Below are 25,246 nucleotides of genomic sequence, written 5' to 3' on the forward strand. Positions count from 1 at the left end.
GAGGTGGTTCTATAGAGCAAACGCTCTCTCCCCACTCAGATATATGTAGACCCCCCGGGCTTGCCGCAAGCCCGGGATCATCCCGTAGAACGCGCGCCCAATCGAACGGAGGAGTGTGGGATGCGGGAACATGCTGTCGTGATTGCCGGCGGAGGTCCGACCGGGCTGATGCTGGCGGGCGAGTTGGCGCTGGCGGGAATAGATGTTGCGATTGTCGAGCGGCGCGCGAGGGAGGACCTGATCGGGGCGCGCGCCGGCGGACTGCACGCGCGCAGCATCGAGATCCTCGATCAGCGCGGCATCGGCGACCGCTTCGTCGCGCTGGGAACGCGCCATCCGGCGGTGCTGTTCCATTCTCATCTGGTTCCGCTTGAGATCACCGACTTTCCGACCCGGCGCAATTTCACGCTGGGGCTCCGGCAGAACCATATCGAGCGCCTGCTCGGCGAATGGGTTGGCGAACTGGTGGTGCAGACCTATCGCGCGCGCGACGTGATCGGCTTCACGCAGGACGACGGCGGCGTCGAAGTCGAACTGTCGGATGGCCAATTGCTCCGGGCACAATATCTCGTCGGCTGCGACGGCGGCCGGAGTCTCGTCCGCAAAGCGGCGGGCATCGAATTCGCCGGGTGGGATCCGACCACGAGCTGGCTGATCGCCGAGGCCGAGATGGCGGGCGAACCGGAATGGGGCTTTCGCCGGCACGACACCGGCACCTCAGCGATCGGCAAGGCGGAAGATGGCGGGCGGGTGCGGCTGGTGCTGACCGAGCGGCAACTCGGCACCGACCGGGAGCCGACCTTGCGCGACGTCAGCGAGGCAGGGTCGCCGCGTACGGCACCGATTTCGGCATCCACAGTCCTGTCTGGATCTCGCGCTTCACCGACATGACCCGGCAGGCCGTGACCTACCGCAAACAGCGCGTGCTGCTGGCCGGCGATGCCGCCCATGTGCATCCGCCGATGGGCGGCCAAGGCCTCAATATCGGCGTGCAGGACGCGGTGAACCTGGGCTGGAAGCTGGCCCAGGTGGTCAAGCAGATCGCGCCGGACAGCCTGCTCGACACCTACGAAGCCGAACGGCATCCGGTGGCGGCCCGCGTGCTGCGCAACACCATGGCGCATGTCGCGCTCAACCGCACCGATCCGCGCACCAGGGCGCTGAACGAGATCGTCTCCGGCCTGCTGCGCATGGACGAGCCGCGCAGAAGCTTTGCCGCGATGATGTCCGGCCTCGATCTTCACTACGATCTTGGCGACGGCCATCCGCTGCTCGGACGCCGCATGCCCGATCTCGATCTGGTCACCGCCGACGGCCCGATGCAGGTCTTCACGCTGCTGCACCGGGCTCGGCCGGTGCTGCTGAATTTCGGCGCGCCCGGCGGCATCGCCATCGCGGGATGGACCGACCGGGTTCAGCTGGTCGATACCGAGTATCGCGGCGCATGGGAGCTTCCCGCGCACGAAACGGTTTCGGCCCCGACCGCGGTGCTGGTGCGGCCCGATGGCTACGTGGCGTGGGTTGGCGAGCGAACGCAGGCCGGCCTAACCGATGCGCTGACCAAATGGTTCGGCGCGTCCGCTGGTACGTCGTGAGCGTAGCCCGGATGGAGCGCAGCGTAATCCGTGATCGGTCGATCCGCACAGAGAGTGGTCCCGGATTACGCTGCGCTTCATCCGGGCTACGGATTTGCCGCCCCTACCCCGCCGGCTGGAACGAATCCGCGCGCGCCATCGCCCAGGCGTCGCGGAAGCGGCGGTCCTGGGTACCTTCGAGCAGTTCGCCGGGACGCAGCGTCGGATAGAGCTCGGCGAAGGAAGAGACCTCGGTGGTCGAACTTCGCTGCGAGAAGTGGATCGGGCGCAGCTCCTTGGTGTGCTCGAGGCCGGCAGCGGCGAGCAGCTCGGTCAGCGCGTGCAGGGTCGAGTGGTGGTAGTTGTACACGCGGTCGATCTTGTCGGGCACATAGAGCGCGCGGTTGCGGATCGGGTCCTGCGTCGCGACACCGGTCGGACAACGGTCGGTGTGGCAGCTCAGCGACTGGATGCAGCCGAGCGAGAACATGAAGCCGCGCGCCGAATTGCACCAGTCGGCGCCGATCGCCATGGCGCGCGCCATGTCGAAGGCGGTTGCGATCTTGCCGGAGGCGCCGATCTTGATGCGATCGCGCGCGTTGATGCCGATCAACGCATTGTGGACGAAGTTGACGCCCTCGCGCATCGGCATGCCCAGATGATCCATGAACTCCAGCGGCGCGGCGCCGGTGCCGCCCTCATTGCCGTCGACGACGATGAAATCAGGGTAGATGCCGGTCTCGATCATCGCCTTGCAGATCGCCAGAAACTCCCAGGGATGGCCGATGCACAGCTTGAAGCCGGCCGGCTTGCCGCCGGAAAGGTGGCGCATCTCGGCGATGAATTCCATCATCTGCAGCGGCGTCGAGAACGCCTTGTGATAGGCCGGCGAGATGCAGTCCTCGCCCATGGCGACGCCGCGGATCTTCGAGATTTCTTCCGAGACCTTGGCCGCCGGCAGCACGCCGCCATGGCCGGGCTTGGCGCCCTGGCTGATCTTGAGCTCGACCATCTTGATCTGGTCTTCGCTGGCGACGCGCGCGAACGCTTCGGGATCGAAGCTGCCGTCGAGACGACGGCAGCCGAAATAGCCCGAGCCGATCTCCCAGATGATGTCGCCGCCCATCTCGCGGTGATAGGGGCTGACACCGCCTTCGCCGGTGTCGTGCGCGAAGCCGCCCTTCCTGGCGCCGGCATTCAGCGCCCGCACCGCGTTCGGGCTGAGCGCGCCAAAGCTCATCGCCGAAATGTTGAACACCGAGGCCGAATAGGGCTTGGTGCAATCGGGACCGCCGATGGTGATGCGGAATTTCTCGGCGGCATGCGTCTTCGGCGCGACCGAGTGATGCATCCACTCGTAGCCGTCGCGGTAGACGTCCTCCTGGGTGCCGAAGGGACGCTTGTCGAGCTCCATCTTGGCGCGCTGATAGACCACCGCACGGGTGTCGCGCGAGAACGGCATGCCGTCCTTCTCGCTCTCGAAGAAATATTGCCGCATCTCGGGCCGGATTTCTTCGAGCAGGAAGCGGATATGCGCGGAGATCGGGTAGTTGCGCAGCACCGCGTGGCTCTTCTGCAGGAGATCGCGGACACCGAGCAGCGTCAGCGCGCCGAAGATGATCAGCGGGATCAGGACGATCTTGAAGACCTTGTGATCGAAAATCCCAACCAGCAGCAGGAGCGCGGTGACCACCGCGCAGATCGTCAGCACGATGTAGCGCGGCGAGAAGGGCAGCAGCATGGTTTCCATGAAATTCCTCCGGTCTGCCCAAATGACCTGTCGGCCGCGAGCCTAATCCAACTCGCGGAACAAGTGCACTACGGTTATACGGCCGAGCCCTCACAGATGTGACAACCGCCCGAATGGGCGGGTGCGGATACCGGTCGAACTAAAACGAAATCGACTTTTGCACTGCAACGAAGCGGAGAGCCCCACAAAGACTGCGCCCCCTTTCCCGCTTGCGGGCAGGGCTAGCGCATATAGCGCTTGCGGGCTTCTGAAACTGACGTGTCCACGTCATCGAGCCATGGAACGAGGCCGACAGCGGGATAGGACAGCTGCCGTCGCACGGCGCGCTGCCAAAATATCGAAAACAACCCCATGCAAAGGAGCCGGCGACGTGCCGGCGCTCGACCAGCACCTTGACACGTCGGGCAAATCAGGGGTATTATTCTATTATCCCGAAATCATGATGTGAATTTGCAGCTCCTCCGTCGTCCCTGCCTGGTGCGCAATTGCGCACGGGAGCAGGACCCATACGCCGCGGCGGACCTTGTTGAAGGGACTCATCGTTCCAGCATCGCCCAACAATTGGCATTTGTGGTTATGGGTCCCTGCTTTCGCAGGGACGACGATGGGGATGGTTCTCGATTCGAGGCGTCACACCACGCGGTGTCATCACCCGCGGATGCCGCCTAGTGGTCGTGCGGCTGCAATTCGTGCGGGATGTGCCCCGGCCTCAGGCCGTCGCCGTCGAGCCAGGCGTTGGTGGTGTCGAGTGCCCGGGTAATGTGATCGGCAGTCCGCGAGAAATCGTAGGGCGAGCCGACCAGCGGGCAGAGCGGCGGCACCACGAAGTACTCGACATCGGGCCCGATGTTCTCGAGCTCGTTGACGAGCTGCCGCGCGATCAGGAGCGTCAGCGCGTGCAGGGCATTGGCGAGCGCGCCGATCGGCGGCGCCTGGTTGGCGCAGGCATGCCCGGTCGGCAGCACGATCAGGCGCTTGGCACCGTGCCTGACCGCGACGCGGACCGGCGTGTTGCTGGAGATCGCGCCATCGGCCAGGAAACGATCGCGGTAATGCACCGGCGTGAACGCACCCGGGATCGCGGTCGATGCGACGATCGCCTCCGCGGTCGAGCCTTCCGACAGCACCACGCTGTCGCCGCTGATGATGTCTGTGGTGACGATGTGGATCGGAATCCGCGCGTCCTCGAGATTGCGGAACGGGATGTAGTCGTCGATCAGCTTGCGAACGCCGTCATGCGGGATCAGGAAGTCGCGCCGCCACAGGAAGCTCACCAGCGTCCGCCACGTCACCGGAAACACGTCCTGCCGGTTGAGGCCGCGCCAGATCTCGGCCAGCCGCGCGACGCCCGAGACCGTCGGGTCGCCGGCGTAGAACGCGCCGTTCAGTGCGCCGACGCTGGAGCCGACCACCATGTCGGCGACCACGCCATGCGCGGCCAGCGCCTGCAGCATGCCGACCTGGATCGCGCCAAAGCTGCCGCCGCCGGCAAACACAAAGGCGGTTTTCGGTGCATCCGGATCGGTGATGGACAAGGTGCTGCTCCCAGATCGCCGCGTTCGCGCAACGGCCGCGCGGCGTTGGGGGCGTTATAGCAGTGGGAGATTGGACGGCGCCACATACACAGATGTCGTCCTGGCCTAATGCGCAATTGCGCACGGGAGCCAGGACCCATAACCACAATGCAAAAGGCTGGAGCCCGATGGGGCCCCAGCCTTCGCAAAACAGGGAGCGGTGGTAATGGTCCTGGCTTTCGCCAGGACGGACAATCCTGACGCTCTACGGCCTCAGCGCTCGACGAAGGCCTTCTCGATCACGAAATGGCCAGGCTTGTTGCCGCTTCCCTCGACGAAGTCGCGGCTCTCGAACATCGCCTTCAGTTCTTCGAGCATCGCCGGGCTGCCGCACATCATGATGCGGTCGGTCTCGATATCGAGCGGGCCCTGGCCGATGTCGTTGAAGATCTGCTCGGAGCTGATGAGGTCGGTGATGCGGCCGCGGTTCTTGAACGGCTCGCGGGTCACGGTCGGATAATATGAGAGCTTCTCGGACAGCAGCGGCCCGAACAGTTCGTCGTCGCGCAGCTTCGCGACGAGCTTCTCGCCATAGGCGAGCTCGGAGACCTGGCGGCAGCCATGCACCAGGACGATCGATTCGAACTGGTCGTAGACCTCGGGATCCTTGATCAGGCTTGCAAAGGGCGCGAGGCCCGTGCCGGTCGAGAGCAGCATCAGCCGCTTGCCGGGAAGCAAATTGTCGGTGATCAGCGTGCCGGTCGCCTTGCGGCCGACCAGGATGGTGTCGCCTTCCTTGATCTTCTGGAGGCGCGAGGTCAGCGGGCCGTCCTGGACCTTGATCGAGAAGAACTCGAGCTCTTCCTCGTGGTTGGCGCTCGCCATGCTGTAGGCGCGCAGCAGCGGACGGCCGTCGACCTCGAGGCCGATCATGGCGAACTGTCCGTTCTGGAAGCGGAAGCCGGTATCGCGGGTGGCGCGGAAGCTGAACAGCGTGTCGGTCCAGTGGTGGACGGAAAGAACCTTCTCTCGGTAAAACGCGCTCATGGGTTTTCGTTTTCTCGACTGACCAGAATTAGAATAGTTTGATTTCTAGACGGCTCGCGACGGCGCGGAAGTGGCCGAAATCACTGAAGATCTCGCGTGTCCATTGCGCCAATGCAGCAGATAGTCAAGATCAACTGGCGCGCAATTGCGATCTCAGAATGGCAGTCGTTCGATTTCGCGCAGAGGTTCAACCGCGTCATCGTTAACACGTGGTACTGCAGGTAATTTACTTGCTGAGATCGGTATCGATCTGGCAATTAATTGCTACGAAAACCGCGGTGAAGGGAAAATGATCTCGTGGTCCTGATCAGCCAGCGAATCTTCCTGGAAACCATCAAAAAATATTGTTTGGCGCACGCGATTGCCGTCGAGGTGCGGTCCGGCGGCTGGCTGGTCACCATGACCAGGGGCAACGCGCGGCGGCTCGCGATCGGCTACGACGTCGGGCTGAACAGCGCGGTCGCGCATCAGGTCGCCAACAACAAATCGGCCTGCGCGGACGTGCTGGCATCGGCCGGCGTCCCCGTCATTCCGCATACGCTGTTTTTGGGCGCGAAGCTCAGCAAGCACATCCCGGGATCGGACTCGCTGGACGCGATGCAGCGTCTGCTCGAGCAGCATCCCCAGGGGCTCGTCGTCAAACCCAATGAGGGGACCTCCGGCGAGCTTGTCTTCCGTGTCAAGACGCGAACGCAACTGGAGACCGCGGTCGCGCGCGTCCTTGCCGCGCATCCAAGTCTCGCCATCTCGCCCTATGTCGAGATCGCGGACGAGGTGCGCGTCGTGCTGCTGGATGCGCGCGCGCTGATTGTCTACGGCAAGGCGCGCCCGTCGATGACCGGCGACGGCATAAGATCGCTGCGCGCGCTGGCGCAGGCGAGCGCGACGGCCGAGCAACTCAAGACCATGACCGAGGATTTCGATGCCGCCGCGCTCGACGCCGTTCCGCCCGCCGGCGAACAGCTTCTGCTCAACTGGCGGCATAACCTCGATGCCGGCGCGGAGCCCGTGCTGCTCGCCGATGGCACGACGCGCGAGGCCTGCGTCGCGCTCGCGATCAGGGCCGCGCAGGCCGTCGACATCCGCTACGCCTCGATCGACGTCGTGCGCACGGATGGCGCGTGGAAAATCCTCGAGGTGAACTCCGGGGTGAAGATGGAAGCGCTGGGGCGCCGGCATCCGGCGCTGGTCGAGGCGGCGTATTCGGCCGCGCTGGACGAAGTGTTCGCGTAGGCAGCGTTCCCCTGCCCGACGACGCGGGCTCGCCGGCGCGATCCTGCACTGTGAGCGCCCGATCAGTCTTGCGGGTGCTCCTTCTCATAGGCGGCGACGATCAATTCCGATTGCTCGATCTGTGCCGTGAGACGCTCGATCTCGGCTTGCGTCTCTGGAAACACGTCAGTCCCCGCCGTATTTCCGGATTGCAATTCCGCGATCAGTTCCCGGTTCTTCGCAATCTGCTCCCGGTGCCAATCGATTTCGGGATCGTCTTGCATGGGCCACCCATCGGCGAGAGCTACGACGCCAGCTCTCGCAGCAGCGTGGGTGGATAAACCGGCTTCTCGAAAAACTTGACGCCCTCAGGCAGCGCGCAGTCCGGGGGCCGGCCCGAGATGACCATAACGCGCACGCCCGGATCGCAATCGACGACCAAACGTGCAAGCTCGACGCCATCCATTTTGCCCGTGAGCTTGATATCGGTAACCACCAGCGACGGATGACGCATCTTGATGGCCAGCGCTGCCGTCTCGGCGTCCTCGCACTGGATGACGTCGAAATGGCCTTCTTCCAACAACAGCGCAATCATGTCGCGCTGGATCGTGTCGTCTTCGACCACAATTGCTATTTGACGACTTGGTCTCGCGTAAGCCATGGCGACCTCCGAACGATCAACCACCGTTAACGAATGAGGATGCTGATGGTTCTGGTTCCCGCTTCATGAGGCTGACTGCGGCAGACCTTTGCAGGTTCCGTGCGGAACAACTTTGCAGGCTTCAGCGTCATTGATGGGCGACAAGCCGGACGAGCCGAATGGTTCGGGCCTGAGCAAGGGAATTCTTGCGAGATAGTGCCAGGAGGCAGAGCTCATGAAGGACGTTGTGCAGTCGGATCAGGATCCTCGCGAACCCTACGGGACTGACGTGACGGCCGGCGCGACAGGTTATGCGTCCTCTCGACGATGGATCGAGGATCAGGCCATCGAACGGCCCGCGCTCGCGAGGCAGCCCAGGATGCAGCACGAGACGGCCAATCGCCTCCGCGCTCGCCTGCCGCACGACGTCATTTCCGAAATGGAAGCAGAGCTGAAGCGACAAGTCGATCGAATCGTCGCCGAACGACATTAGCTGGTGAAGCAACGAGCTCGCTGACTTCAACAGCCGAATCTTGCCTGCCGATGATGCTCCAGAGATCGCGGCGCGTGGACACTCGAAGGAAGATCCCGCCGGATCGACGGAGCTTTGATGGGTGCGATTCTTGGCCGCGCGGTTTTCCAGGTCATGGTTGTTCTGGCGGCGGTCGGCATCGTTGCCCTCGCATGCATGGCAGTCCGCGGCGGCTGACGCGGGGCGGTGGTGCGGCCGGCACGGAAGCTCTGGCCGTCATTTTGATCGATTCAGCGCCTTGCTCATCCTGCGCAAGGGAGTACGCTTCCGTGCATTGATTGATCCGGAAACAGATTATGCGCAAACTTCTTTTGAGCTTCGTCGCACTCGCGGCGTTCGCCGCCGCCTTCAATCCTCCGGCCGCCAATGCGGTGTTTTGGCGCGGCGTCACGGCCCCGACGAATATCGACATCCACGGCTACCCGATCATCAAGGAGCCGCCTCCGAGCACATGCCAGCTGATCCACGTGAATGGATACTGGGTCCGGCAGTGCCTGGATTTGTCGCGGCGCTATTGGCGGTGAACGGCGCGCGCCGGACTTTGCGACCTCTCCTGCAAAGCGAGAGGCCGAAATTCGCGGCTAAAGCGCGATGCGATCGGGATGAATCGTCATCGCGCCTTGGGTTATTGTTTGAGCATGATCCTTTCGGAAAACCGCTGCACGCTTTTCCGGATCATGCGTCAGTTCGACCCGCCCGGCGAATCGTCGAGCGCCTTGAAGGCCTCTTCGAGCTGCGGTGACAGCGCGACATTGAGCTTCTCGCCGGTCGGCAGCCGGGCGACGAACCATTTGTTGTAGAGCGGGACGATGTCGCGATTCGAGGCGAGCCTGCGGAACGCCCGTTCGACCACGTCCTTCATCTGCGGCTCGCCCTTGCGGTACATGATGCCGTAGGGATCGTAGGACAGGTAGTCGCCGGTGACGCGGAACTTGTCCTGCGACTTGTGCCGCGCGATCAGGCCGTAGAGCAGGATGTCATCGGTCGCGAACGCATCCGCCTTGCCGTCCACCAGCATCTGGTAGGACTGCTCGTGGTCGGGTGCGGTGACGATGTTGAGGCCGAGCTTTTGTTTGGCGTCGACATTGTGCATCGCCTGCTCGTTGGTGGTGCCCTTGGTCACCACCACCGTCTTGCCCTTCAGGTCGGCGACCTGGGTGACGCCGGAGGCCTTCGGCACCATCAGCTTGGTACCGGCCACGAACATCAGCGGCGAGAATGCGACCTGCTTGCCGCGCTCGGCATTCGCCGTGGTCGATCCGCATTCGAGGTCGATCTTCTTGTCGACGACCGCCGGAATGCGGTCGTCGGAGGTGACCTTGACGTAGTCGACCTTGAGATTGGCGTCGTCGACCTCGGTCCCGATCTCCTCGACGATCGCATCGCACAGCTCGAGGCTGTAGCCGATCGGCCGGTTGGAGTGATCGAGGAACGAGAACGGCAGCGAGCTTTCGCGATAGCCGATCCGCACCGTGTGCGTGGCCTTGATGTTGGCGAGCGTGGGGCTGAGCCCCTCGCCCGCCGGCTGTGCGGACACTGGGCCAGAGAGCAGGCTTGCCGCCAGCAGGCACACTGACAGCAGGCATGTCGACAGGAGAGGCGCTTCAGCCCGTATCGGCCTCCAGCGGGCGCGATGCATGCATTCCTCCCGTCAATGGCCGGCCATCACGGCGCCGGGCACCGCATCCTGCGGCACTGCGTCGTCGGGCCCGAGCTCGTGCTCGGCCTTCAGCTCGCCCTCCCACTTCGCGACCACGGCGGTCGCCAGCGAGTTGCCGATCACGTTGGTGGCGCTGCGGCCCATGTCGAGGAAGGTGTCGATGCCCATGATCATCAGCAGGCCCGCCTCGGGGATGTTGAACTGCGCCAGCGTCGAGGCGATCACCACCAGCGACGCGCGCGGCACGCCGGCGACGCCCTTCGAGGTGATCATCAGCGTCGCCAGCATCGCGAGCTGCGTGCCGACCGACATCTCGATGTGGTAGGTCTGCGCGATGAAGATGCTCGCGAAGGTGCAGTACATCATCGTGCCGTCGAGGTTGAAGGAATAGCCGAGCGGCAGCACGAAGGCCGAGATGCGCGAGGAGGCGCCGAACCTGTTCAGCCCCTCCAGCGTCTTCGGATAGGCAGCCTCCGACGAGGCGGTCGAGAACGCGATCATCAGCGGTTCGCGGATCAGCCGCAAGAGATGGCTGTAGCGTGGCCCGATCACGATGAACCCGACGACGACCAGGATGCCCCACAGGATCAGGAGCGAGAGATAGAAGCCGCCCATGAAGACGATGAGCTTCCAGAGCACGCCGAGGCCGTTCTTCGAGACGGTCGCCATGATCGCGGCCCACACCGCGAGCGGCGCGAACAGCATCACATAGCCGGTGACCTTGAGCATGATGTGCGCGAGGTCGTCGATCAGGCTCATGATCGGCTTGGCCCGTTCAGGCATCGCACCGAGCGCAACCGCGAAGAACACCGCGAACACGACGATCTGCAGAATCTCGTTCTGCGCCATCGCGTCCGCGATCGAGGTCGGGATCAGATGGGTGAGGAATTTTTCGATCGAGAACGCCGACACCGGCAGTCCGGTCGACTGCGCCTTGTCGGGCAGCGTGCCGGGGAAGTTGGCGCCGGGCTGCAGCAGGTTGACCATCACGAGGCCGAGCAGCAGCGAGACGAAGGAGGCGGAGACGAACCAGCCCATGGTCTTGGCAAAGATGCGGCCGAGCTTGGCACCGCTTCCCATATGGGCGATGCCGCCGACGAGGGTCGCGAAAACCAGCGGCGCAATGATCATCTTGATCAGTCGCAGGAACAGCATCGCGATCAGGTTGACGTCTGCTGCGATCTCGGCACGGCTGTCAGGAAAGTAGTTGAAGACAATCGTCCCCATCGCGATGCCAAGGACCATCGCAATCAGGATATACTGCGTAAACCTGCTGGACATTCTCTTACCCCCGTAAGTTCCCGGCGGAGGGCAAGTGTGGCAGATTTACGCAGCTACGCAACACGCTTCGCGTCCAGCGCGACTTTGCCGAAACGTTCCCGTTGTGGAATGCCAGCGCGCGGACTAGCGTTCATGCAGCGCACAATCTGTGCAAGGCGCTGCGCGCGTCGCAGTCAATTGCATGCGAAACGACCAACGCGAGGGGAGACACCACCAATGAACGACACCGTCAATCGCCAGATCCTGCTTGTCGAAAAGCCTACCGGCAAGCTTGGCCCCGAGCATTTTCGCCTGACCACGGGGACGATCCCCACGCCGAAGGACGGCGAGGCGTTGCTGCGCGTGCGCTACATCTCGCTCGATGCCGCCAACCGCGCCTGGATGCACGGCGCGACCTATCGTTCCGCGGTCGAGGCCAACAGCGTGATGGCCGGCGGCGCCATCGCCGAGGTGATCTCGTCGAAGGATCCCGGCCTGAAGCCGGGCGACATCGTGTTCGGCGACACCGGCTGGCAGGAATTTGCGGCGGTGCCGGCCAAGCATCTCACCAAGATGCCGAAGCTCGAGCCGATGACGCACCTGCTCAGCGTGTTCGGCATCGCAGGCCTCACCGCCTATTTCGGCCTGCTGGAGATCGGCAAGCCCAGGGAGGGCGAGACGGTCGTGGTCTCGGCGGCTGCGGGCTCGGTCGGCTCGATCGTCGGACAGATCGCGAAGATCAAGGGATGCCGCGTCATCGGCATCGCCGGCGGCGCGGACAAGTGCAGATGGCTGACCACCGAGCTCGGCTTCGATGCCGCGGTGGATTACAAGGACGGCGCGGTGTTCAAGGCGCTGCGCGCAGCGGCGCCGAAAGGCATCGACGTCTACTTCGACAATGTCGGCGGCGACATCCTCGAAGCCTGCCTGCCACAGATGAACAATTACGGCCGCATCGCCTGCTGCGGCGCGATCTCGCAGTATGACGGCGCTCCTGCCGCGCACGGCCCGCGCGGTGTGCCCGGGCTGATCGTGGTGAAGCGGCTCGTCATGCAGGGCTTCATCGTGATGGACTACATGAAGGAGAGCCAGCGTGCGCTCGCCGACCTGCAGGCCTGGGTGAAGTCCGGCAAGCTGAGGGTGCAGGAGGACATCATCGATGGCTTCGAGAACACACCGAAGGCGCTGATCGGGCTGCTCGCGGGCGAAAATCGCGGCAAGCGCATGGTGAAGGTGTAGCGGTCTTTCTTACCTCTCCCGCTTGCGGGGAGAGGTCGGATCGCATCGCAAGATGCGATCCGGGCGAGGGGGTACAGGTCTCGCAACTCGCACCGCCTGGCCGAGAGAGCCCCTCACCCCACCCGAGTTTCGCTCGTCTCGACCCCGCAAGAGCGGAGCGAGGGAGTCAATGCGCCGTGCCCGACGCCTGCGGTGCGGCTTGCGGCGTCGTCTTGCCCTTCTTCGCCTTGCGCCAGTTCTCGAAGCGCTGCACCACCACGAAGAAGGCCGGCACGAACAGCACCGCGAGGCAGGTCGAGGCCAGCATGCCCGAGAACACGGTGATGCCGATCGACTTGCGCGCGCTGGCGCCGGCGCCGGTCGCGACCACCAGCGGCAGCACGCCGAGGATGAAGGCGAACGAGGTCATCAGGATCGGCCGGAATCTCGCGCGTGCCGCGTCGATCGCCGCATCGAGCACCGACCGTCCGTCGCGCAGATGACGTTCCAGTCCGACCTCGACGATCAGGATCGCGTTCTTGGCCGAGAGCGCGATCAGCAGGATGATGCCGATCTGGGTGTAGAGGTTGTTCTCGATCTTGAGCCCGGAGAGGATCAGCATCGGCCCGAGCAGCGACAGCGGCACCGCGAGGATCACCGAGATCGGCGCGTACCAGCTCTCATACTGGCCGGCGAGCACGAAATAGACCAGCAGCATGGCGAGGCCGAACACCCAGTAGATCTGGTTCGAGACCGCCTTCTCCTGATAGGACATCGCGGTCCATTCATAGCCGGTGCCGGGCGGCAGCGTCTTGTCCGCGATCTCCTCCATCAGCTTCAAGGATTGGCCGGAGGAGTAGCCCTGCGCCGGCAGGCCGATCACGGTCGAGGACGGATAGAGATTGTAGAGGCTGATCAGCGACGGGCCGGTGGCCGGTGTGATCTTGGCGACGGTGCCGATCGGGATCATGTCGCCGTTCGAGTTGCGCACCTGCATGTTCTCGATGTCGCGCAGGCTCAGGCGGTACTGTGCCTCGGCCTGGGTATAGACCTGGAACACGCGGCCGAACTTGTTGAACTGGTTGACGTAGGACGAGCCGAGATAGGTCGACAGCGCCGAGAACACCTGGTCCGTCGTGACGTGCAGGGTCTGGGTCTTGACGCGGTCGATCTCGACGTTGAATTGCGGCACCATCGAGCGGAACGACGACTGGACCCGCTGCAGCGCGCTCTGGGTCTGCGCATTGGCCACGATCGCCCCCGTGACCGCCTGCAGCTTGCCGTAGTCGGCGTTGCCGTCGCGCAGCTCGACCTGCATCGAGAATCCCGCGGCGTTGCCGATACCCTGGATCGGCGGCGGCGGCAGCACGATGGTGCGGGCCTCCATGATCGTCGCGAGCTTGTCGTTCAGTCCATAGACCAGCGAGCGCAAATCCTCGCCGGGCCCTTTGCGGGCGTCCCAGTCCTTCAGGATGATGTAGGCGACGCCGGCATTGGCGAGGCTGGCGCTGTTGTCGAGCGCCGAGATGCCTGCGATGGTGATGACCTGGTCGACACCGGGAGTCTTGCCGGCGATCGTGGTGACCTCGTCGAGCACGTGCTGGGTGCGGTCGAGGGCCGCGCCGTCGGGCAGCTGCACCGCGGCGATCAGATAGCCCTGGTCCTCGATCGGCAGGAAGCCGGTCGGCACCCGCGACAGGCCGTAGCCGGCAAGCCCGATGATGACAAGCGCAATGGCGACCGAGGTCTTGGCATGCCCGGCGATGCCGCTGATCAGCCTTGTATAGCCGCGCTCGACGCGGTCATAGACCGCGTTGAAGCCGCGATAGAAGAAATTGCGCTGCTCCGGCGGCACGGCCGGCCGCAGCCAGAGCGCGCATTGCGTCGGCTTCAAGGTCGCCGCGTTGATGGCGGAGAGCAGCGCAGTCGCGGCGATCACCAGCGCGAATTGCGAATAGATGCGTCCGGTCAGCCCGGCGAGGAACGAAGCCGGCAGAAACACCGAGATCAGCACCAGGGTGATGCCGACGATCGGCGCGAACAGCTGGTCCATCGCCTTGATCGCGGCATCGTGGCCGTTCATGCCCTGCTCGATGTTGTGCGCGGCGCCCTCGACCACGACGATGGCGTCGTCGACCACGATGCCGATCGCGAGCACGATCGCGAACAGCGTCGACATGTTGATGGTGAAGCCGAGCGCCGCCATCGCGGCGAACGCGCCGATGATGGTCACCGGCACCGTCGTCGCCGGCACCAGCATCGCCCGCCAATCCTGCAGGAACGCGAGGATCACGATCAGCACGAGCAGGCCGGCCTCGATCAGGGTCATGTAGACCTCGTGCACCGAGGCCTCCACGAACTTGGTGGTGTCGAACGGCGTGTCGTACTTGATGCCTTCCGGAAAGCGCTTGGCGAGTTCGGCCATCTTCTTCTCGACCGCCTGCTCGACCTGGAGCGCGTTGGCGCCGGGCGACTGGAAGACGCCGATGCCGACCGCCGGCTGCTTGTTGAGCGAGAAGATCTGGCTGTAGGTCTGCGCCCCGAGCTCGACCCAGCCGACGTCGCGCACCCGCGTGACATCGCCGTTGGCCCCTGACTTGACGATGATGTTCTCGAACTGGCCGACGTCGTCGAGCCGTCCGTTGACGTTGAGCGTGTACTGGAACGCCTGTCCCGGCGGTGTCGGCGGCGCGCCGACCTGGCCGGCCGAGACCTGCTGGCTCTGCTGCTGGATCGCCTGGATCACGTCCTGCGGCACGAGGCCACGGACCTGCAGCTTGTTGGGATCGAGCCAGACCCGCATCGAATACTGGCCGGCGCCGAACACGGTGACGTTGCCGACGCCGGGCAGACGGGAGAGCTCGTCGCGGATATTGATGGTGGCGTAGTTGGACAGGAACAGGCTGTCATAGGTCTTGTTGGGCGAGGTCAGGGTCACGAACAGCAGGATCGAGGTCGACCGCTTCTGCACGGTGACGCCCTGGTTCTGCACCGCCTGCGGCAATTGCGACAGCGCGCTGGAGACGCGGTTCTGCACCAGCACCTGCGCGAAGTTGAGGTCGGTGCCGATCTTGAAGGTCACGGTCAGCGTGTAGGTGCCGTCGGAGCCGCTGTAGGACTGCATGTAGAGCATGTCCTCGACGCCGTTGACCTGCTGCTCGATCGGCAGCGCGACGGTGTCGATCACGGTCTTGGCGCTGGCGCCGGGATAGCGCGTGGTGACCTGCACCGTCGGCGGCACCACGTCGGGATATTGCGCGATGGCCAGGTTGAACAGCGCGACGCCGCCGATCAGGACCATCAGAAGCGCGATGACGTTCGAGAGGACCGGCCGCTCGATGAAGAATTTCGAGATCATGGCGCGTGCGTCCTATTTGGCCGCTGCCGGCGCCGCGTCGGCCTTCTGCACCTGCGGATCGACCTTCTGCCCGGGGATCGCGCGCAGCAATCCGGCGGTCACGATGCGGTCATCCGGCTTCAGGCCGCTCTCGATGACGCGCAGCCCCTCATCGAGCGGGCCGGTCGTCACCTTGCGCTGCTCGACCACATTCTCGGCATTGACGACCAGCACATAGCGGCCGGCCTGGTCGCTGCCGATCGCGACATCGGGCACCAGCAGCGCCTTGTCCTGCTTTTCGAACGGCACGCGAACGCGGACATAGAAGCCGGGCAGCAAGGTCCGATCCGGATTTGGGAACACGCCGCGGACCGCCAGCGTGCCCGTCGATTGGTTCAGGGTCGGCGCAACGTAGTCGAGCTTGCCTTCATGCGGATAGCCGGTCTCGGTCTGCAGGCCGACCTCGACCGGCAACTGCCTGAGTTCGTTGACCGTCAGACCACGACGGCGCGCTTCATCCCGCACGCGCAGCACGTCCTGTTCATTGACGGTGAAGTTCACATAGATCGGGTCCATCGCGACGATGGTGGCGAGCTGGGTCGGCGAGGAAACGCCGACGAGTTCGCCGACCGAGACCATATGGGCGCTGACGACGCCGTCGAACGGCGCGACGACGTTGGTGTAGCCGTAGTTGACCGCCGCGATCCTGGTGTTGACCTGCGCCTGCTGCAGGCTGGCCTGGGCGTTGTCCCGGGTGGAGGTCGAGGTATCAAGTGTCGCCTGCGAGACCGCCTGCCGCTGCACCAGATCGGTCTGCCGCTTGAAGTCGAGCTCGGCCTGCTTCAGCGTGGCCTGCGCGCCGGCCTCGGCCGCCTGCGCCTGCTCGAGCTTGAGCTTGTAGGTCTCCGGCTCGATCGTGAACAGCTGGGTGCCCTGCTTGACGAAGGCGCCGTCCTGATAGTCGATCGTTTGCAGAAAGCCCTGCACGCGCGCGACCAGATCGACGCTCTTGATCGGAGCGGTGTTGCCGGTGGCGTCCAGATAACGTGTGATGGCGCGCTGCACCGGCGGCGCAACCTCGACCTTGGGCGGCGGCGGCGCAACAAAACTGTTTTGCTCGCAGGCACTTAAACTGACGAAGGCCGATACGACGAACGCGACGCGCGCAAGCGGTGCATTTCGCAGCCGCACAAAATTGCTCCGACCGAAATGCGCCGACGCGCGCGCATGCCTCATTTCCGAGCCTCGATTCAAATGACTAAATATAAATATCTCGTGACGGGCAAAAAATCCGCCTGCTTCATCCATAGCAACAATCCGCTTGCAGCGGAACTCGAAAGCGAAAATGATGCCGCTCGCCGAGGTTGTTACAACAAGACTTTTTCAGAACTCAGTTCAGTTGAGCCGGAGGCATCCGGCGCGACCAGAGGATTTATTCAGATGATCAATGCGTTGACACGAGCAACGAAGCTGTCCGCATGGCTTGCGCTTGCAGCCTTCATGAGCACCGCACCGGCCTTGTCGCAGGCGCCGACCCAGGCGCAGCGCGACGCCATCAAGTCGCAATGCCGCAACGACTACATCGCCCATTGCTCCAGCGTACCGCCGGGCGGCGAAGCCTCGCTGCAATGTCTGCAGAAGAACATGGCAAGCCTCGGCCCGGGCTGCGCCAGCGCGGTGAAGGCCGTCGAAGCGCCGGCCGCCGCACCGAAGGCAGACTCCGCGCCCGCGGCGGCCAAGACCGAAGCTGCTCCGGCGACGGCCAAGCCCGCCGCCGAGGCCGCCGCACCGAAGGCGGCCGGAGCGCCGTCCAGCGCGCAGGTTTCGGCGATCCGCAGCGCGTGCCGCGCCGACTATCCCAAGGTCTGCGCCAGCGTGACGCCGGGCGGCGCGGCGGCGCTCGAATGCCTGGAGAAGAACAAGGCCAAGGTCTCGCCGGCCTGCGAGAAGGCCGTGGCCGCCGCTGGTGGCGGCGCCGCCGCGCCGGCCGTAATCGCGTTGCGGCCGCTGCGGCCGCGCGAAGAACTGTTGGTGCTGCGCTCGGCCTGCGGCGCCGACGTCCGCTCGATCTGTGGCGGCGTCCAGCCGGGCGGCGGGCGGATCGTGCAGTGCCTCGCGACCAATGCCGGCTCGCTGTCGCCGGCGTGCCGCGACGTGCTGGCGCCGTTCGCGGCGCGATAATCCTGTTGTCACGCTAGAGACCGGAGAAGGGAGCGAACAATGCTGCGTATCGTCCTGACCGCCGCGCTGCTTTGCGGCGCAACCGCCGTCTACGCCCAGGAGCTGACCACCGCGCAACGCGACGCCTGCATGGGCGACTACGAGAAGCTCTGCAAGAGCGTGACGCCCGGCGGCGGCCGCATCATCGCCTGTCTCGCCAAGCAGAGCGACAAGCTGGCGCCCGCCTGCAAGAAGGTGCTGGCGGAAGCGGAAAAGAAATAGCCGCGCCGGGCGGTGAGACGACATGTGCCCGGCGATTTGTCGGGCACGGAGCCGTAGCACCTTGTTGCCACCTACAGGCCAACCATGCCTCACCCGGGAGAGGGAATTTCATGCGTTCGATATTGCTGATCGCCGCCGCCCTGCTGCCTTTTGCCGCGACGATGACCTTCGAGTCCTCCGACGCCAACGCGGTCGTCTGTGCGCGCGGCGTCTATCGCGCCGGCTGCGCCGGTCCTAACGGTGCGGTCGTCGCCCGCAAACCCGTCGCCGCCGGTTGCCGCTGGGTATGGGTCGGCGGGGTCAAGGTCCGCCGCTGCTACTGAAACTTTCAGCCCCACGCGGCTAGTCGCCGCGCGCATTTTCCCTCTGGCGTTCCCGCCGGAGGGCGATTAGTCTGGACCCAAATAGTAAGTATACTGTCAATTAGGGAGGCAGACGTTGCGGATCGCCGTGATTGGCGGGGGGCCAGGTGGGCTCTACTTCGCCTATCTTTGGAAGAAGCGTCATCCCGAGGATCAGGTCGACCTGTTCGAACAGAACCCGGCCGACGCGACCTGGGGCTTTGGCGTCGTGTTCTCCGACCAGGCGCTGGAATTCCTGCGAGCCGACGACCCCGAAACGGTCGATGCGATCGCCCCGCATATGGAGAGCTGGAAGAATATCACCCTCAATCTGCGCGGTGAGAGCGTCGAGATCGACGGCGTCGGATTCTCCTCGATCGGCCGGCTGGCGCTGCTGACGATCCTGCAAGAGCGCGTCCGCAGCACAGGCGTCACGCCGCGCTTCGACACCGTGATGCAGTCGGTCGATGAGCTCAGGGGTTACGATCTGATCGTCGCCGCTGATGGCCTGAACTCGCTGGTCCGCCGCGCCTTCGAAGGCGATTTCGGGACGTCGCTGTCCTACTCCTCCAACAAGTTCGTCTGGTACGGCACCTCGAAACGCTTCGACACGCTGTCGCAGACCTTCGTGAAGACCGACCGCGGCGCCTTCAACGCCCATCACTACCGCTATTCGCCGGGCATGAGCACCTTCCTGGTCGAATGCGACGCGGCGACCTGGGCAGCCTACGGCTTCGCCGACAAGAGCATCGAAGAATCGCAGGCGATTTGCGAAGACGTATTCGCCGCGACGCTGGACGGCCACCGGCTGGTCTCCAACAAATCGGTCTGGCGCAACTTCCCCTGGGTCTGGAACGAGCACTGGTCGTTCAAGAACATGGTGCTGCTCGGCGACGCCCTGCATTCGGCGCATTTCTCGATCGGCTCGGGCACGCGGCTCGCGATCGAGGACGCGATCGCGCTGGTCAAGGCGCTGGAGACCGAGAGCGGCATCGGCGCCGCGCTTGCGCGCTACGAAAGCGCGCGCAAGCCCATCGTGCAGAAGCTCGTCGATGCTGCGCGCACGAGCGCGTTCTGGTACGAGCACTTCCCCGAGCACATGAAGCTTCCCCTGCTGGACTTCGCCTACAGTTACATCACCCGCTCCGGCCGCATCGACGATTTCCGGCTGCGCGCGATGTCGCCGGCCTTCATGGCGCGCTACGCAGCCGCAAAGGGACAATCATGACCGGGATCGCCGACCAGGTTCCGCTGGACAATCCCGGTGCGCGCGAGATCGGCTTTACGATCCCCGAGCGCTACAATGCGAGCCGCATCCTGTTCGACAATCTCGGTAACGGCAACGCTGAAAGGCTGGCGCTGACCGGCTCGGCCGGCACGCGGACCTATCGCGAGCTCTGCGCTGAGGCCGCACGCTGGGGCCACGCCTTCCGGTCGCTCGGACTGCAGCGCGGCGACCGCGTTCTGCTGTTCCTCGACGACACCCCGGCCTATCCCGCGGCATTCTTCGGCGCGGTGCGCGCCGGCTTCGTGCCGCTCTTGATCAACACGCTGACGACGCCCGAGCTGCTGCAATTCTACCTGTCCGACGCCGGCGCGCAGGTCGCCGTCACCGATGCGGAATTCTGTGCGCGCTTCAACGCGGAAGCCTGCAAGGACACGCCGCTGCGTACGCTGGTGGTGGTCAATGGCGCCGCCGGTGATCACGCGGTTGCCGAAACGCGCGAGGCCGGCGACTGGCTGCAAGGATTTCCGACCGAGCTCGACGCGGCCGACACCCGTCGCAACGAGATGGCGTTCTGGATGTACTCCTCCGGCTCGACCGGCAGGCCCAAGGGCATCGTGCATCTCCAGCACGACATGGCCTATAGCGATGCCGCCTTTGCGCAGAACGTGCTGAAGCTGACACCTGGCGACATCTGCTTCTCGGTGCCGAAGATCTTCTTCGCCTACGGCTTCGGCAATTCCGTCACCTTCCCGTTCTCTGCCGGCGCCGCGACGCTGCTGTTGCCGGGCCAGCCCAAGCCTGCGTCGATCTTCGCGGCGATCGCGCAATATCGGCCGACCGTGTTCTTCGGCCTGCCGACGCTCTACATCTCCCTGACCAAGGCCGACGGCGCCGACACCGCGGATTTCTCGTCGCTGCGCATGGCGCTCTCCGCCGCCGAGGTGCTCTCGGCCGAGGTCTTCAACGGCTGGAAGACGCTCACGGGGCTCGAAATCGTCGAAGGCCTCGGCTCGACCGAGGTGCTGCACATCTATCTCTCCAACCTTCCTGCGCAGAAGAAGCTCGGCGCCGCCGGGCTGCGTGTGCCCGGCTACGAGGTCGCGCTGCGCGACAAGGACGGGAACGAGGTCGGCGATAGCGAGGAAGGCATCCTGTGGGTGCGCGGCGATTCCAACACGCCGCTGTACTGGAACCGGCCGGACAAGTCCGCGGAAACCATTCGCGAGGGCGGCTGGATCTACACCGGCGACCGCTTCATCCGCGATGCCGACGGCTTCCACTTCTTCCGCGGCCGCGCCGATGATCTCATCAAGATCTCAGGCCAATGGGTCTATCCGCTCGAGGTCGAGCTGTGTCTCGCCGACCATCCCGACATCCGCGAATGCGCGGTGTTCGCCGCCGAATTGCCGGACCGGCGCATGACGCTGCGCGCCGTGGTTGTCATGAACAAGGCCGGCTTCGACACGGCCGAGGCGACGCGCAGGCTGCAGGACTACGTCAAGGGCAAGCTCTTGCCATACAAATATCCGCGCGAGGTGATCTTCATCGACGAGCTGCCGAAGACGGGCACGGGGAAGATCGACCGGCAGGCATTGATGCGGATGTGAGGGCGCATGCCCTTGCGCCACAACGTCACCTCACACTCAATGTCGTCCCGGCGAAAGCCGGGACCCATAACCACAAATATTTGCGGCGCGACGGCTGGGGCCGCAGCCCGCCATGACACCGCCTTCAGTGGTTATGGGTCCCGGATCTGCGCTTCGCTTGTCCGGGACGACGAGTAAGTAGCTAGCCACCCAGCCCCGTCCCGCCATACAGCAAGGCGTTTCAATGTCGTCCCGGCGAAAGCCGGGACCCATAACCACAAATATTTGCGGCGCGAAGGCTGGGGCCCCAGCCTGCCATGACAACCGCGTTCGGTGGTTATGGGTCCCGGATCTGCGCTTCGCTTGTCCGGGACGACGTCGGAGAATACAGCGACCGCGTCTCTTGCGTCGACCGCCGGGCAGTTACGCCTTTAGCCCTGTCCCGCCATACAGCCACGCGATATCGTCGCACCATTCGTTCTGCGACTTCGCGCTCATGATCGCGTTGCGGATGCGGGCGAGCTCGCCTGAAGGATGGTAGACGTGTTCGCCGATCGCGCGTGACATCAGCTGCACGCGGGCAGTGCGCGGGAAGCGCTGCGCGCTGTAGGCTTCGAGCGCCGCTGTCTGGTCATCGTGACTGGCCAGCATGTGCGACAGGCAGACCGCGTCCTCCATCGCCTGGCAGGCGCCCTGCGCAAAATATTGCAGCATCGGATGCGCGGCGTCGCCGAGCAGCACCACGCGGCCGTCGATCCACCGCTCGTTCGGATCGCGATCGCACAGCACCCAGAGCTTCCAGTTGGTGCCGTGGCGGATGATGTTCTGCGCCCGCTCATGGACGTGGGTAAAACCCTTCATCACCTCTTGCTCGGAGACCGGCTTGCCGGCAACCGGCTCCGGCGCATTGTTGTGATAGGTGACGACGAGGTTGAACACCTTCCAGCCCGACAGCGGATAATGCACGATGTGGCATTTCGGACCGGCCCACAGCGTCGCCGCGTTCCAGCGCAGGTCCTCCGGCATCTGTTCGGTCGGGATCACCGAGCGATAGGTGGTGTGCCCGGAGACGCGCGGCGGACCGTCCGCCGTGACCTGCTTGCGGATGTTCGACCACAAGCCATCGGCGCCGATCAGGAGGCGGCCGGCAATCCGCTCGCCATCGGCGAGCTTCGCCGTCACGGACGAGCCGTCCTGCTCATAGCCTGTCACCTCGCTCGAAACACGTAGCTCGATCAGTTGGTGGCTTTGGCAGGCGCGCAGGAACACGCCGTGCAGATCGCCGCGATGCACCACGGCATAGGGATTGCCGAACCGCGCGCGAAAGGCATCGCCGAGATCGATGTGGGTGATCTCGCCGGCGGTCAGCGCGTCCATCAGCCGGAGCTGATCGATATAGACGGCCATATTGCGCGCGGCCTCGCCGACGCCGAGATAGTCGAAGGCGTGGAACGCGTTCGGGCCGAGCTGGATGCCGGCGCCGATCTCGCCGAGCGCGGCGGCCTTCTCCAGCAGGATCGAGCGGATGCCTTTTTGCGCGAGGCCCAGCGCCACGGCAAGGCCGCCGATGCCGCCACCTGCGATCAGGACGGGTCTTGTCTCCGCCATCAGCCCGACCTCCCGAGATGTTCGAGCGCGTCCTCGGCGCGCAGCGGCACCCGCGACGCCTCGTTGTTGAGGTCGACGAGCTGGGTCAACAACGCCAGCAACGTCTTGCGGTCGGCAGGCTTCAGCGGCTGCAGCATCCGCGCCTGTGCCTTGTCGACCGAGGGCATGATGTCGCTCAGCACCGCCGCGCCGGCCTTGGTAAGATGGAGCAGCTTGATCCGCCTGTCTTCTGGCGCCGGCTTGCGCTCGATATAGCCCTTGGCTTGAAGCCGCTCGATCACGCTGCCGAGCGTGGAGCGGTCGAAGGCGATCACCGCCGAAAGCCGCGTCGCGTCGATGCCGGGATGGGTATGGATCGCGACCAGCGCGGCATATTGCACCGGGGTCAGATCGAACGCCTTGCACTCCTCCATGAAGATCGAGACCGCGATCTGCTGCATGCGCCGGAACAGATAGCCCGGCGCGGCATAGACCGCGTCCATGGTGACGGGCGTTGGCTTGTTATTCGGCATCGGGCTGCTTGTCCGGGGCGGCGTCGGCAAACGCCTTGACCTGTTTGGCCGCGGCCTCGGCCTTGAGCAGGCGCGGATAGGCCGAGACGTCGACGCCGAAACGCCGCGCATTGGCGAGCTGCGGCACCAGACAGAGATCGGCAAGCGTCGGCTGGTCGCCAAAGCAGAATGGGCCGGACTCCGCCGCGATCAGGGTCTCGCAGGCCGACAGGCCCTCGCGATTGACCCACGCCGCCCACTCCTGGACCTTCTCCTCGGGCAGCCCGAGTTCGCGCAGCCGCGCCAGCACCTTCAAATTCTGCACCGGATGGGTGTCACAGGCGATCGCCAGCGCGAATGCCCTCACCTTGGCGCGGCGAAGCGGATCCTTCGGCAGCAGCGGAGGATTGGGGTGGGTCTCATCGAGCCATTCGATGATCGCGACCGACTGGGTGAGGATCGCGCCGGCGTCGCTCTCCAGGGTCGGCACCAGCCCCTGCGGATTGATCGCGAGATAGGCCGGCGCACATTGCTCGCCCTTGCGCAGATGATGCGGTAGATGCTCTGAGGTGAGCCCCTTCAGATTGAGGGCGATCCGGACCCGGTAGGACGCGCTGCTCCGGAAATAGCCATGCAGCTTCATCGGAACCTCCCTTGCATTTCCCTATTGGCTTGGTTGATTGACGCTAGCCATATTGTCAGTATACTGTCAATTAAATTGCACCGACAAGAATGATGGGAGGCTTACCATGGAAGCCGTGACCAAGACGCCGGAACGCGAGGCGTTCTACCGCAAGATCGACGGCGAGAATCTCACCGCGCTGTGGACGGTGATGAGCGACCTGATCACGCCGGAGCCGAAGAGCGCCTGCCGGCCGCATCTCTGGAAGTTCGACGTCATCCGCGACTACATGCTCGAGGCCGGCAAGCTCATCACCGCCAAGGAAGCCGAACGGCGCGTGCTGGTGCTGGAGAACCCGGGGCTGCGCGGCCAGTCCAAGATCACGACCTCGCTCTACGCGGGCGTGCAGATGGTGGTGCCCGGCGACGTCGCCCCTGCGCACCGGCACAGCCAGTCGGCGCTGCGTTTCGTGCTCGAAGGCAAGGGCGCCCACACCGCCGTCGATGGTGAGCGCACCGCGATGGAGCCCGGCGATTTCATCATCACGCCGTCCATGACCTGGCACGATCATTCCAACGAGACCGACCAGCCGATGTTCTGGCTCGACGGTCTCGATATCCCCTTGGTGCAGTTCTTCGACTGCTCCTTCGCGGAAGGATCGAAGGAAGACCAGCAGAAGATCACGAAACCCGCCGGCGACAGCTTTGCGCGCTACGGCCACAACCTGCTGCCGATCGACCAGAAGCGGAGCTCGAAGACCTCGCCGATCTTCAGCTATCCCTATGCCTACACCCGCGAGGCGCTGGAGAAGGCCCGCGCGAGCCAGGAGTGGGACGCCTGTCACGGGCTCAAGCTGAAGTTCAGCAACCCCGAGACCGGCGATTTCGCGATGCCGACCATCGGCACCTTCATCCAGCTTTTGCCCAGGGGCTTCAAGACCGCGCGCTATCGCGCGACCGATGCGACGGTGTTCTGCCCGATCGAAGGCAAGGGCCGCAGCCGCATCGGCGATGCGGTCTTCGAGTGGGGCCCGCGCGATCTGTTCGTGGTGCCGAGCTGGCACTGGGTAACGCACGAGGCGGATGACGACGCCGTGCTGTTCAGCTTCTCGGACCGGCCCGTGCAGCAGAAGCTGGATCTGTTCAGGGAAGATCGCGGCAACGCGTGACCTCGTCGTCCCGGGC

22 protein-coding genes and 1 pseudogene are annotated in these 25,246 nt (G+C 64.5%); 11 read left to right on the forward strand and 12 right to left on the reverse strand.

The genetic code is table 11. The features are described 5' to 3' along the window. The first annotated feature begins 120 nt into the window (after window positions 1-120). Window positions 121-1,595: pseudogene (locus tag RX327_RS37655) on the forward strand (FAD-dependent monooxygenase). 103 nt (window positions 1,596-1,698) lie between these two features. Here the strand turns inward: RX327_RS37655 and RX327_RS37660 are convergent. The 3 genes from RX327_RS37660 to RX327_RS37670 all read right to left on the reverse strand — a co-directional run bounded on the left by RX327_RS37660 (window position 1,699) and on the right by RX327_RS37670 (window position 5,885). Next, window positions 1,699-3,324: an FMN-binding glutamate synthase family protein gene (locus RX327_RS37660; protein WP_317248909.1), complete on the reverse strand. Its 1,626-nt coding sequence runs from the start codon at window positions 3,322-3,324 to the stop codon at window positions 1,699-1,701. 665 nt (window positions 3,325-3,989) lie between these two features. Beyond that, on the reverse strand, window positions 3,990-4,859 hold the full coding sequence (locus tag RX327_RS37665) for a patatin-like phospholipase family protein (RefSeq protein ID WP_028337608.1): 870 nt from the start codon (window positions 4,857-4,859) through the stop codon (window positions 3,990-3,992). 252 nt (window positions 4,860-5,111) lie between these two features. Beyond that, window positions 5,112-5,885: a ferredoxin--NADP reductase gene (locus RX327_RS37670; RefSeq protein ID WP_317248910.1), complete on the reverse strand. Its 774-nt coding sequence runs from the start codon at window positions 5,883-5,885 to the stop codon at window positions 5,112-5,114. A 297-nt stretch (window positions 5,886-6,182) separates the two neighbouring features. Between RX327_RS37670 and RX327_RS37675 the strand changes: the two genes are divergently transcribed. After that, a complete protein-coding gene (locus RX327_RS37675) occupies window positions 6,183-7,118 on the forward strand; it encodes a RimK-like protein (RefSeq protein ID WP_317248911.1) in 936 nt (311 codons plus the stop codon). Between the two features lie 62 nt (window positions 7,119-7,180). Here RX327_RS37675 and RX327_RS37680 read toward each other — a convergent pair whose 3' ends face one another. Next, a complete protein-coding gene (locus RX327_RS37680) occupies window positions 7,181-7,381 on the reverse strand; it encodes a hypothetical protein (protein ID WP_028337611.1) in 201 nt (66 codons plus the stop codon). Window positions 7,382-7,401: 20 nt separating this feature from the next. Next, window positions 7,402-7,758 carry a response regulator gene (locus RX327_RS37685; protein WP_050382415.1) on the reverse strand — a complete coding sequence of 119 codons (357 nt, stop codon included), beginning with the start codon at window positions 7,756-7,758 and terminating at the stop codon, window positions 7,402-7,404. A 214-nt stretch (window positions 7,759-7,972) separates the two neighbouring features. On the opposite strand from RX327_RS37685, the gene RX327_RS37690 reads away from it, so the two are divergent. Together RX327_RS37690 and RX327_RS37695 are read left to right on the forward strand one after the other, a co-directional pair. Beyond that, window positions 7,973-8,230 carry a hypothetical protein gene (locus tag RX327_RS37690; RefSeq protein ID WP_028337613.1) on the forward strand — a complete coding sequence of 86 codons (258 nt, stop codon included), beginning with the start codon at window positions 7,973-7,975 and terminating at the stop codon, window positions 8,228-8,230. A 335-nt stretch (window positions 8,231-8,565) separates the two neighbouring features. Next, window positions 8,566-8,793 carry a hypothetical protein gene (locus RX327_RS37695; protein WP_028337614.1) on the forward strand — a complete coding sequence of 76 codons (228 nt, stop codon included), beginning with the start codon at window positions 8,566-8,568 and terminating at the stop codon, window positions 8,791-8,793. A gap of 158 nt (window positions 8,794-8,951) precedes the next feature. Here RX327_RS37695 and RX327_RS37700 read toward each other — a convergent pair whose 3' ends face one another. Beyond that, a complete protein-coding gene (locus RX327_RS37700; RefSeq protein ID WP_050382413.1) occupies window positions 8,952-9,908 on the reverse strand; it encodes an amino acid ABC transporter substrate-binding protein in 957 nt (318 codons plus the stop codon). A 12-nt stretch (window positions 9,909-9,920) separates the two neighbouring features. Next, complete coding sequence (locus RX327_RS37705) at window positions 9,921-11,210, reverse strand: dicarboxylate/amino acid:cation symporter (protein ID WP_028336266.1); 1,290 nt, start codon at window positions 11,208-11,210, stop codon at window positions 9,921-9,923. A gap of 216 nt (window positions 11,211-11,426) precedes the next feature. On the opposite strand from RX327_RS37705, the gene RX327_RS37710 reads away from it, so the two are divergent. Beyond that, window positions 11,427-12,428 (forward strand): NADP-dependent oxidoreductase, encoded by a 1,002-nt coding sequence (locus tag RX327_RS37710; protein ID WP_317248912.1) that lies wholly within the window; start codon window positions 11,427-11,429, stop codon window positions 12,426-12,428. A 166-nt stretch (window positions 12,429-12,594) separates the two neighbouring features. Here the strand turns inward: RX327_RS37710 and RX327_RS37715 are convergent, their stop codons facing one another. Together RX327_RS37715 and RX327_RS37720 are read right to left on the reverse strand one after the other, a co-directional pair. Further along, a complete protein-coding gene (locus tag RX327_RS37715) occupies window positions 12,595-15,765 on the reverse strand; it encodes a multidrug efflux RND transporter permease subunit (RefSeq protein WP_317248913.1) in 3,171 nt (1,056 codons plus the stop codon). A gap of 12 nt (window positions 15,766-15,777) precedes the next feature. Continuing rightward, window positions 15,778-16,935 carry an efflux RND transporter periplasmic adaptor subunit gene (locus RX327_RS37720; RefSeq protein WP_317248914.1) on the reverse strand — a complete coding sequence of 386 codons (1,158 nt, stop codon included), beginning with the start codon at window positions 16,933-16,935 and terminating at the stop codon, window positions 15,778-15,780. 249 nt (window positions 16,936-17,184) lie between these two features. Here RX327_RS37720 and RX327_RS37725 point away from each other — a divergent pair, with 249 nt between their 5' ends. The 5 genes from RX327_RS37725 (at window position 17,185) to RX327_RS37745 (ending at window position 21,362) form a co-directional block, all read left to right on the forward strand. Further along, window positions 17,185-17,925, forward strand: coding sequence for a cysteine rich repeat-containing protein (locus RX327_RS37725; RefSeq protein WP_317248915.1), 741 nt, complete (start codon window positions 17,185-17,187; stop codon window positions 17,923-17,925). A gap of 39 nt (window positions 17,926-17,964) precedes the next feature. Continuing rightward, a complete protein-coding gene (locus RX327_RS37730) occupies window positions 17,965-18,186 on the forward strand; it encodes a cysteine rich repeat-containing protein (RefSeq protein ID WP_050382407.1) in 222 nt (73 codons plus the stop codon). A 110-nt stretch (window positions 18,187-18,296) separates the two neighbouring features. Further along, window positions 18,297-18,509: a hypothetical protein gene (locus RX327_RS37735; protein ID WP_050382405.1), complete on the forward strand. Its 213-nt coding sequence runs from the start codon at window positions 18,297-18,299 to the stop codon at window positions 18,507-18,509. A gap of 115 nt (window positions 18,510-18,624) precedes the next feature. Beyond that, on the forward strand, window positions 18,625-19,755 hold the full coding sequence (locus RX327_RS37740; RefSeq protein ID WP_317248916.1) for an FAD-dependent monooxygenase: 1,131 nt from the start codon (window positions 18,625-18,627) through the stop codon (window positions 19,753-19,755). Then, window positions 19,752-21,362, forward strand: a complete 1,611-nt coding sequence (locus RX327_RS37745; protein ID WP_410712128.1) for a benzoate-CoA ligase family protein — start codon at window positions 19,752-19,754, stop codon at window positions 21,360-21,362. Before RX327_RS37740 ends, RX327_RS37745 begins: the two co-directional genes overlap by 4 nt. A 402-nt stretch (window positions 21,363-21,764) precedes the next feature. On the opposite strand, the gene RX327_RS37750 is transcribed toward RX327_RS37745, so the two are convergent. From RX327_RS37750 to maiA, 3 genes are read right to left on the reverse strand one after another with little or no spacing between them, the layout of a single operon-like run. Then, window positions 21,765-22,949 carry a 3-hydroxybenzoate 6-monooxygenase gene (locus tag RX327_RS37750; RefSeq protein WP_050382395.1) on the reverse strand — a complete coding sequence of 395 codons (1,185 nt, stop codon included), beginning with the start codon at window positions 22,947-22,949 and terminating at the stop codon, window positions 21,765-21,767. Then, window positions 22,949-23,461, reverse strand: coding sequence for a MarR family transcriptional regulator (locus tag RX327_RS37755; protein ID WP_317248917.1), 513 nt, complete (start codon window positions 23,459-23,461; stop codon window positions 22,949-22,951). The genes RX327_RS37750 and RX327_RS37755 overlap by 1 nt, the downstream gene beginning before the upstream one ends. Further along, window positions 23,451-24,083 (reverse strand): maleylacetoacetate isomerase, encoded by a 633-nt coding sequence (gene maiA / locus RX327_RS37760; protein ID WP_317248918.1) that lies wholly within the window; start codon window positions 24,081-24,083, stop codon window positions 23,451-23,453. Before maiA ends, RX327_RS37755 begins: the two co-directional genes overlap by 11 nt. Before the next feature lie 106 nt (window positions 24,084-24,189). On the opposite strand from maiA, the gene gtdA reads away from it, so the two are divergent. Beyond that, a complete protein-coding gene (gene gtdA, locus RX327_RS37765; RefSeq protein WP_317248919.1) occupies window positions 24,190-25,230 on the forward strand; it encodes a gentisate 1,2-dioxygenase in 1,041 nt (346 codons plus the stop codon). Window positions 25,231-25,246: the final 16 nt, after the last annotated feature.

The organism is Bradyrhizobium sp. BEA-2-5 (genome assembly GCF_032918025.1).
Taxonomy (GTDB): Bacteria; Pseudomonadota; Alphaproteobacteria; order Rhizobiales; family Xanthobacteraceae; genus Bradyrhizobium; species Bradyrhizobium pachyrhizi.

Excerpts from the sequence above, each read along its gene's own strand:
- RX327_RS37660 (WP_317248909.1), bottom strand. The coding sequence starts at position 3,324 with ATGGAAACCATGCTGCTGCCCTTCTCGCCGCGCTACATCGTGCTGACG.
- RX327_RS37670 (WP_317248910.1), bottom strand. The coding sequence starts at position 5,885 with ATGAGCGCGTTTTACCGAGAGAAGGTTCTTTCCGTCCACCACTGGACC.
- RX327_RS37680 (WP_028337611.1), bottom strand. The coding sequence starts at position 7,381 with ATGCAAGACGATCCCGAAATCGATTGGCACCGGGAGCAGATTGCGAAG.
- RX327_RS37685 (WP_050382415.1), bottom strand. The coding sequence starts at position 7,758 with ATGGCTTACGCGAGACCAAGTCGTCAAATAGCAATTGTGGTCGAAGAC.
- RX327_RS37690 (WP_028337613.1), top strand. The coding sequence starts at position 7,973 with ATGAAGGACGTTGTGCAGTCGGATCAGGATCCTCGCGAACCCTACGGG.
- RX327_RS37695 (WP_028337614.1), top strand. The coding sequence starts at position 8,566 with ATGCGCAAACTTCTTTTGAGCTTCGTCGCACTCGCGGCGTTCGCCGCC.
- RX327_RS37700 (WP_050382413.1), bottom strand. The coding sequence starts at position 9,908 with ATGCATCGCGCCCGCTGGAGGCCGATACGGGCTGAAGCGCCTCTCCTG.
- RX327_RS37705 (WP_028336266.1), bottom strand. The coding sequence starts at position 11,210 with ATGTCCAGCAGGTTTACGCAGTATATCCTGATTGCGATGGTCCTTGGC.
- RX327_RS37710 (WP_317248912.1), top strand. The coding sequence starts at position 11,427 with ATGAACGACACCGTCAATCGCCAGATCCTGCTTGTCGAAAAGCCTACC.
- RX327_RS37715 (WP_317248913.1), bottom strand. The coding sequence starts at position 15,765 with ATGATCTCGAAATTCTTCATCGAGCGGCCGGTCCTCTCGAACGTCATC.
- RX327_RS37725 (WP_317248915.1), top strand. The coding sequence starts at position 17,185 with ATGATCAATGCGTTGACACGAGCAACGAAGCTGTCCGCATGGCTTGCG.
- RX327_RS37730 (WP_050382407.1), top strand. The coding sequence starts at position 17,965 with ATGCTGCGTATCGTCCTGACCGCCGCGCTGCTTTGCGGCGCAACCGCC.
- RX327_RS37735 (WP_050382405.1), top strand. The coding sequence starts at position 18,297 with ATGCGTTCGATATTGCTGATCGCCGCCGCCCTGCTGCCTTTTGCCGCG.
- RX327_RS37745 (WP_410712128.1), top strand. The coding sequence starts at position 19,752 with ATGACCGGGATCGCCGACCAGGTTCCGCTGGACAATCCCGGTGCGCGC.
- RX327_RS37750 (WP_050382395.1), bottom strand. The coding sequence starts at position 22,949 with ATGGCGGAGACAAGACCCGTCCTGATCGCAGGTGGCGGCATCGGCGGC.
- RX327_RS37755 (WP_317248917.1), bottom strand. The coding sequence starts at position 23,461 with ATGCCGAATAACAAGCCAACGCCCGTCACCATGGACGCGGTCTATGCC.
- maiA (WP_317248918.1), bottom strand. The coding sequence starts at position 24,083 with ATGAAGCTGCATGGCTATTTCCGGAGCAGCGCGTCCTACCGGGTCCGG.
- gtdA (WP_317248919.1), top strand. The coding sequence starts at position 24,190 with ATGGAAGCCGTGACCAAGACGCCGGAACGCGAGGCGTTCTACCGCAAG.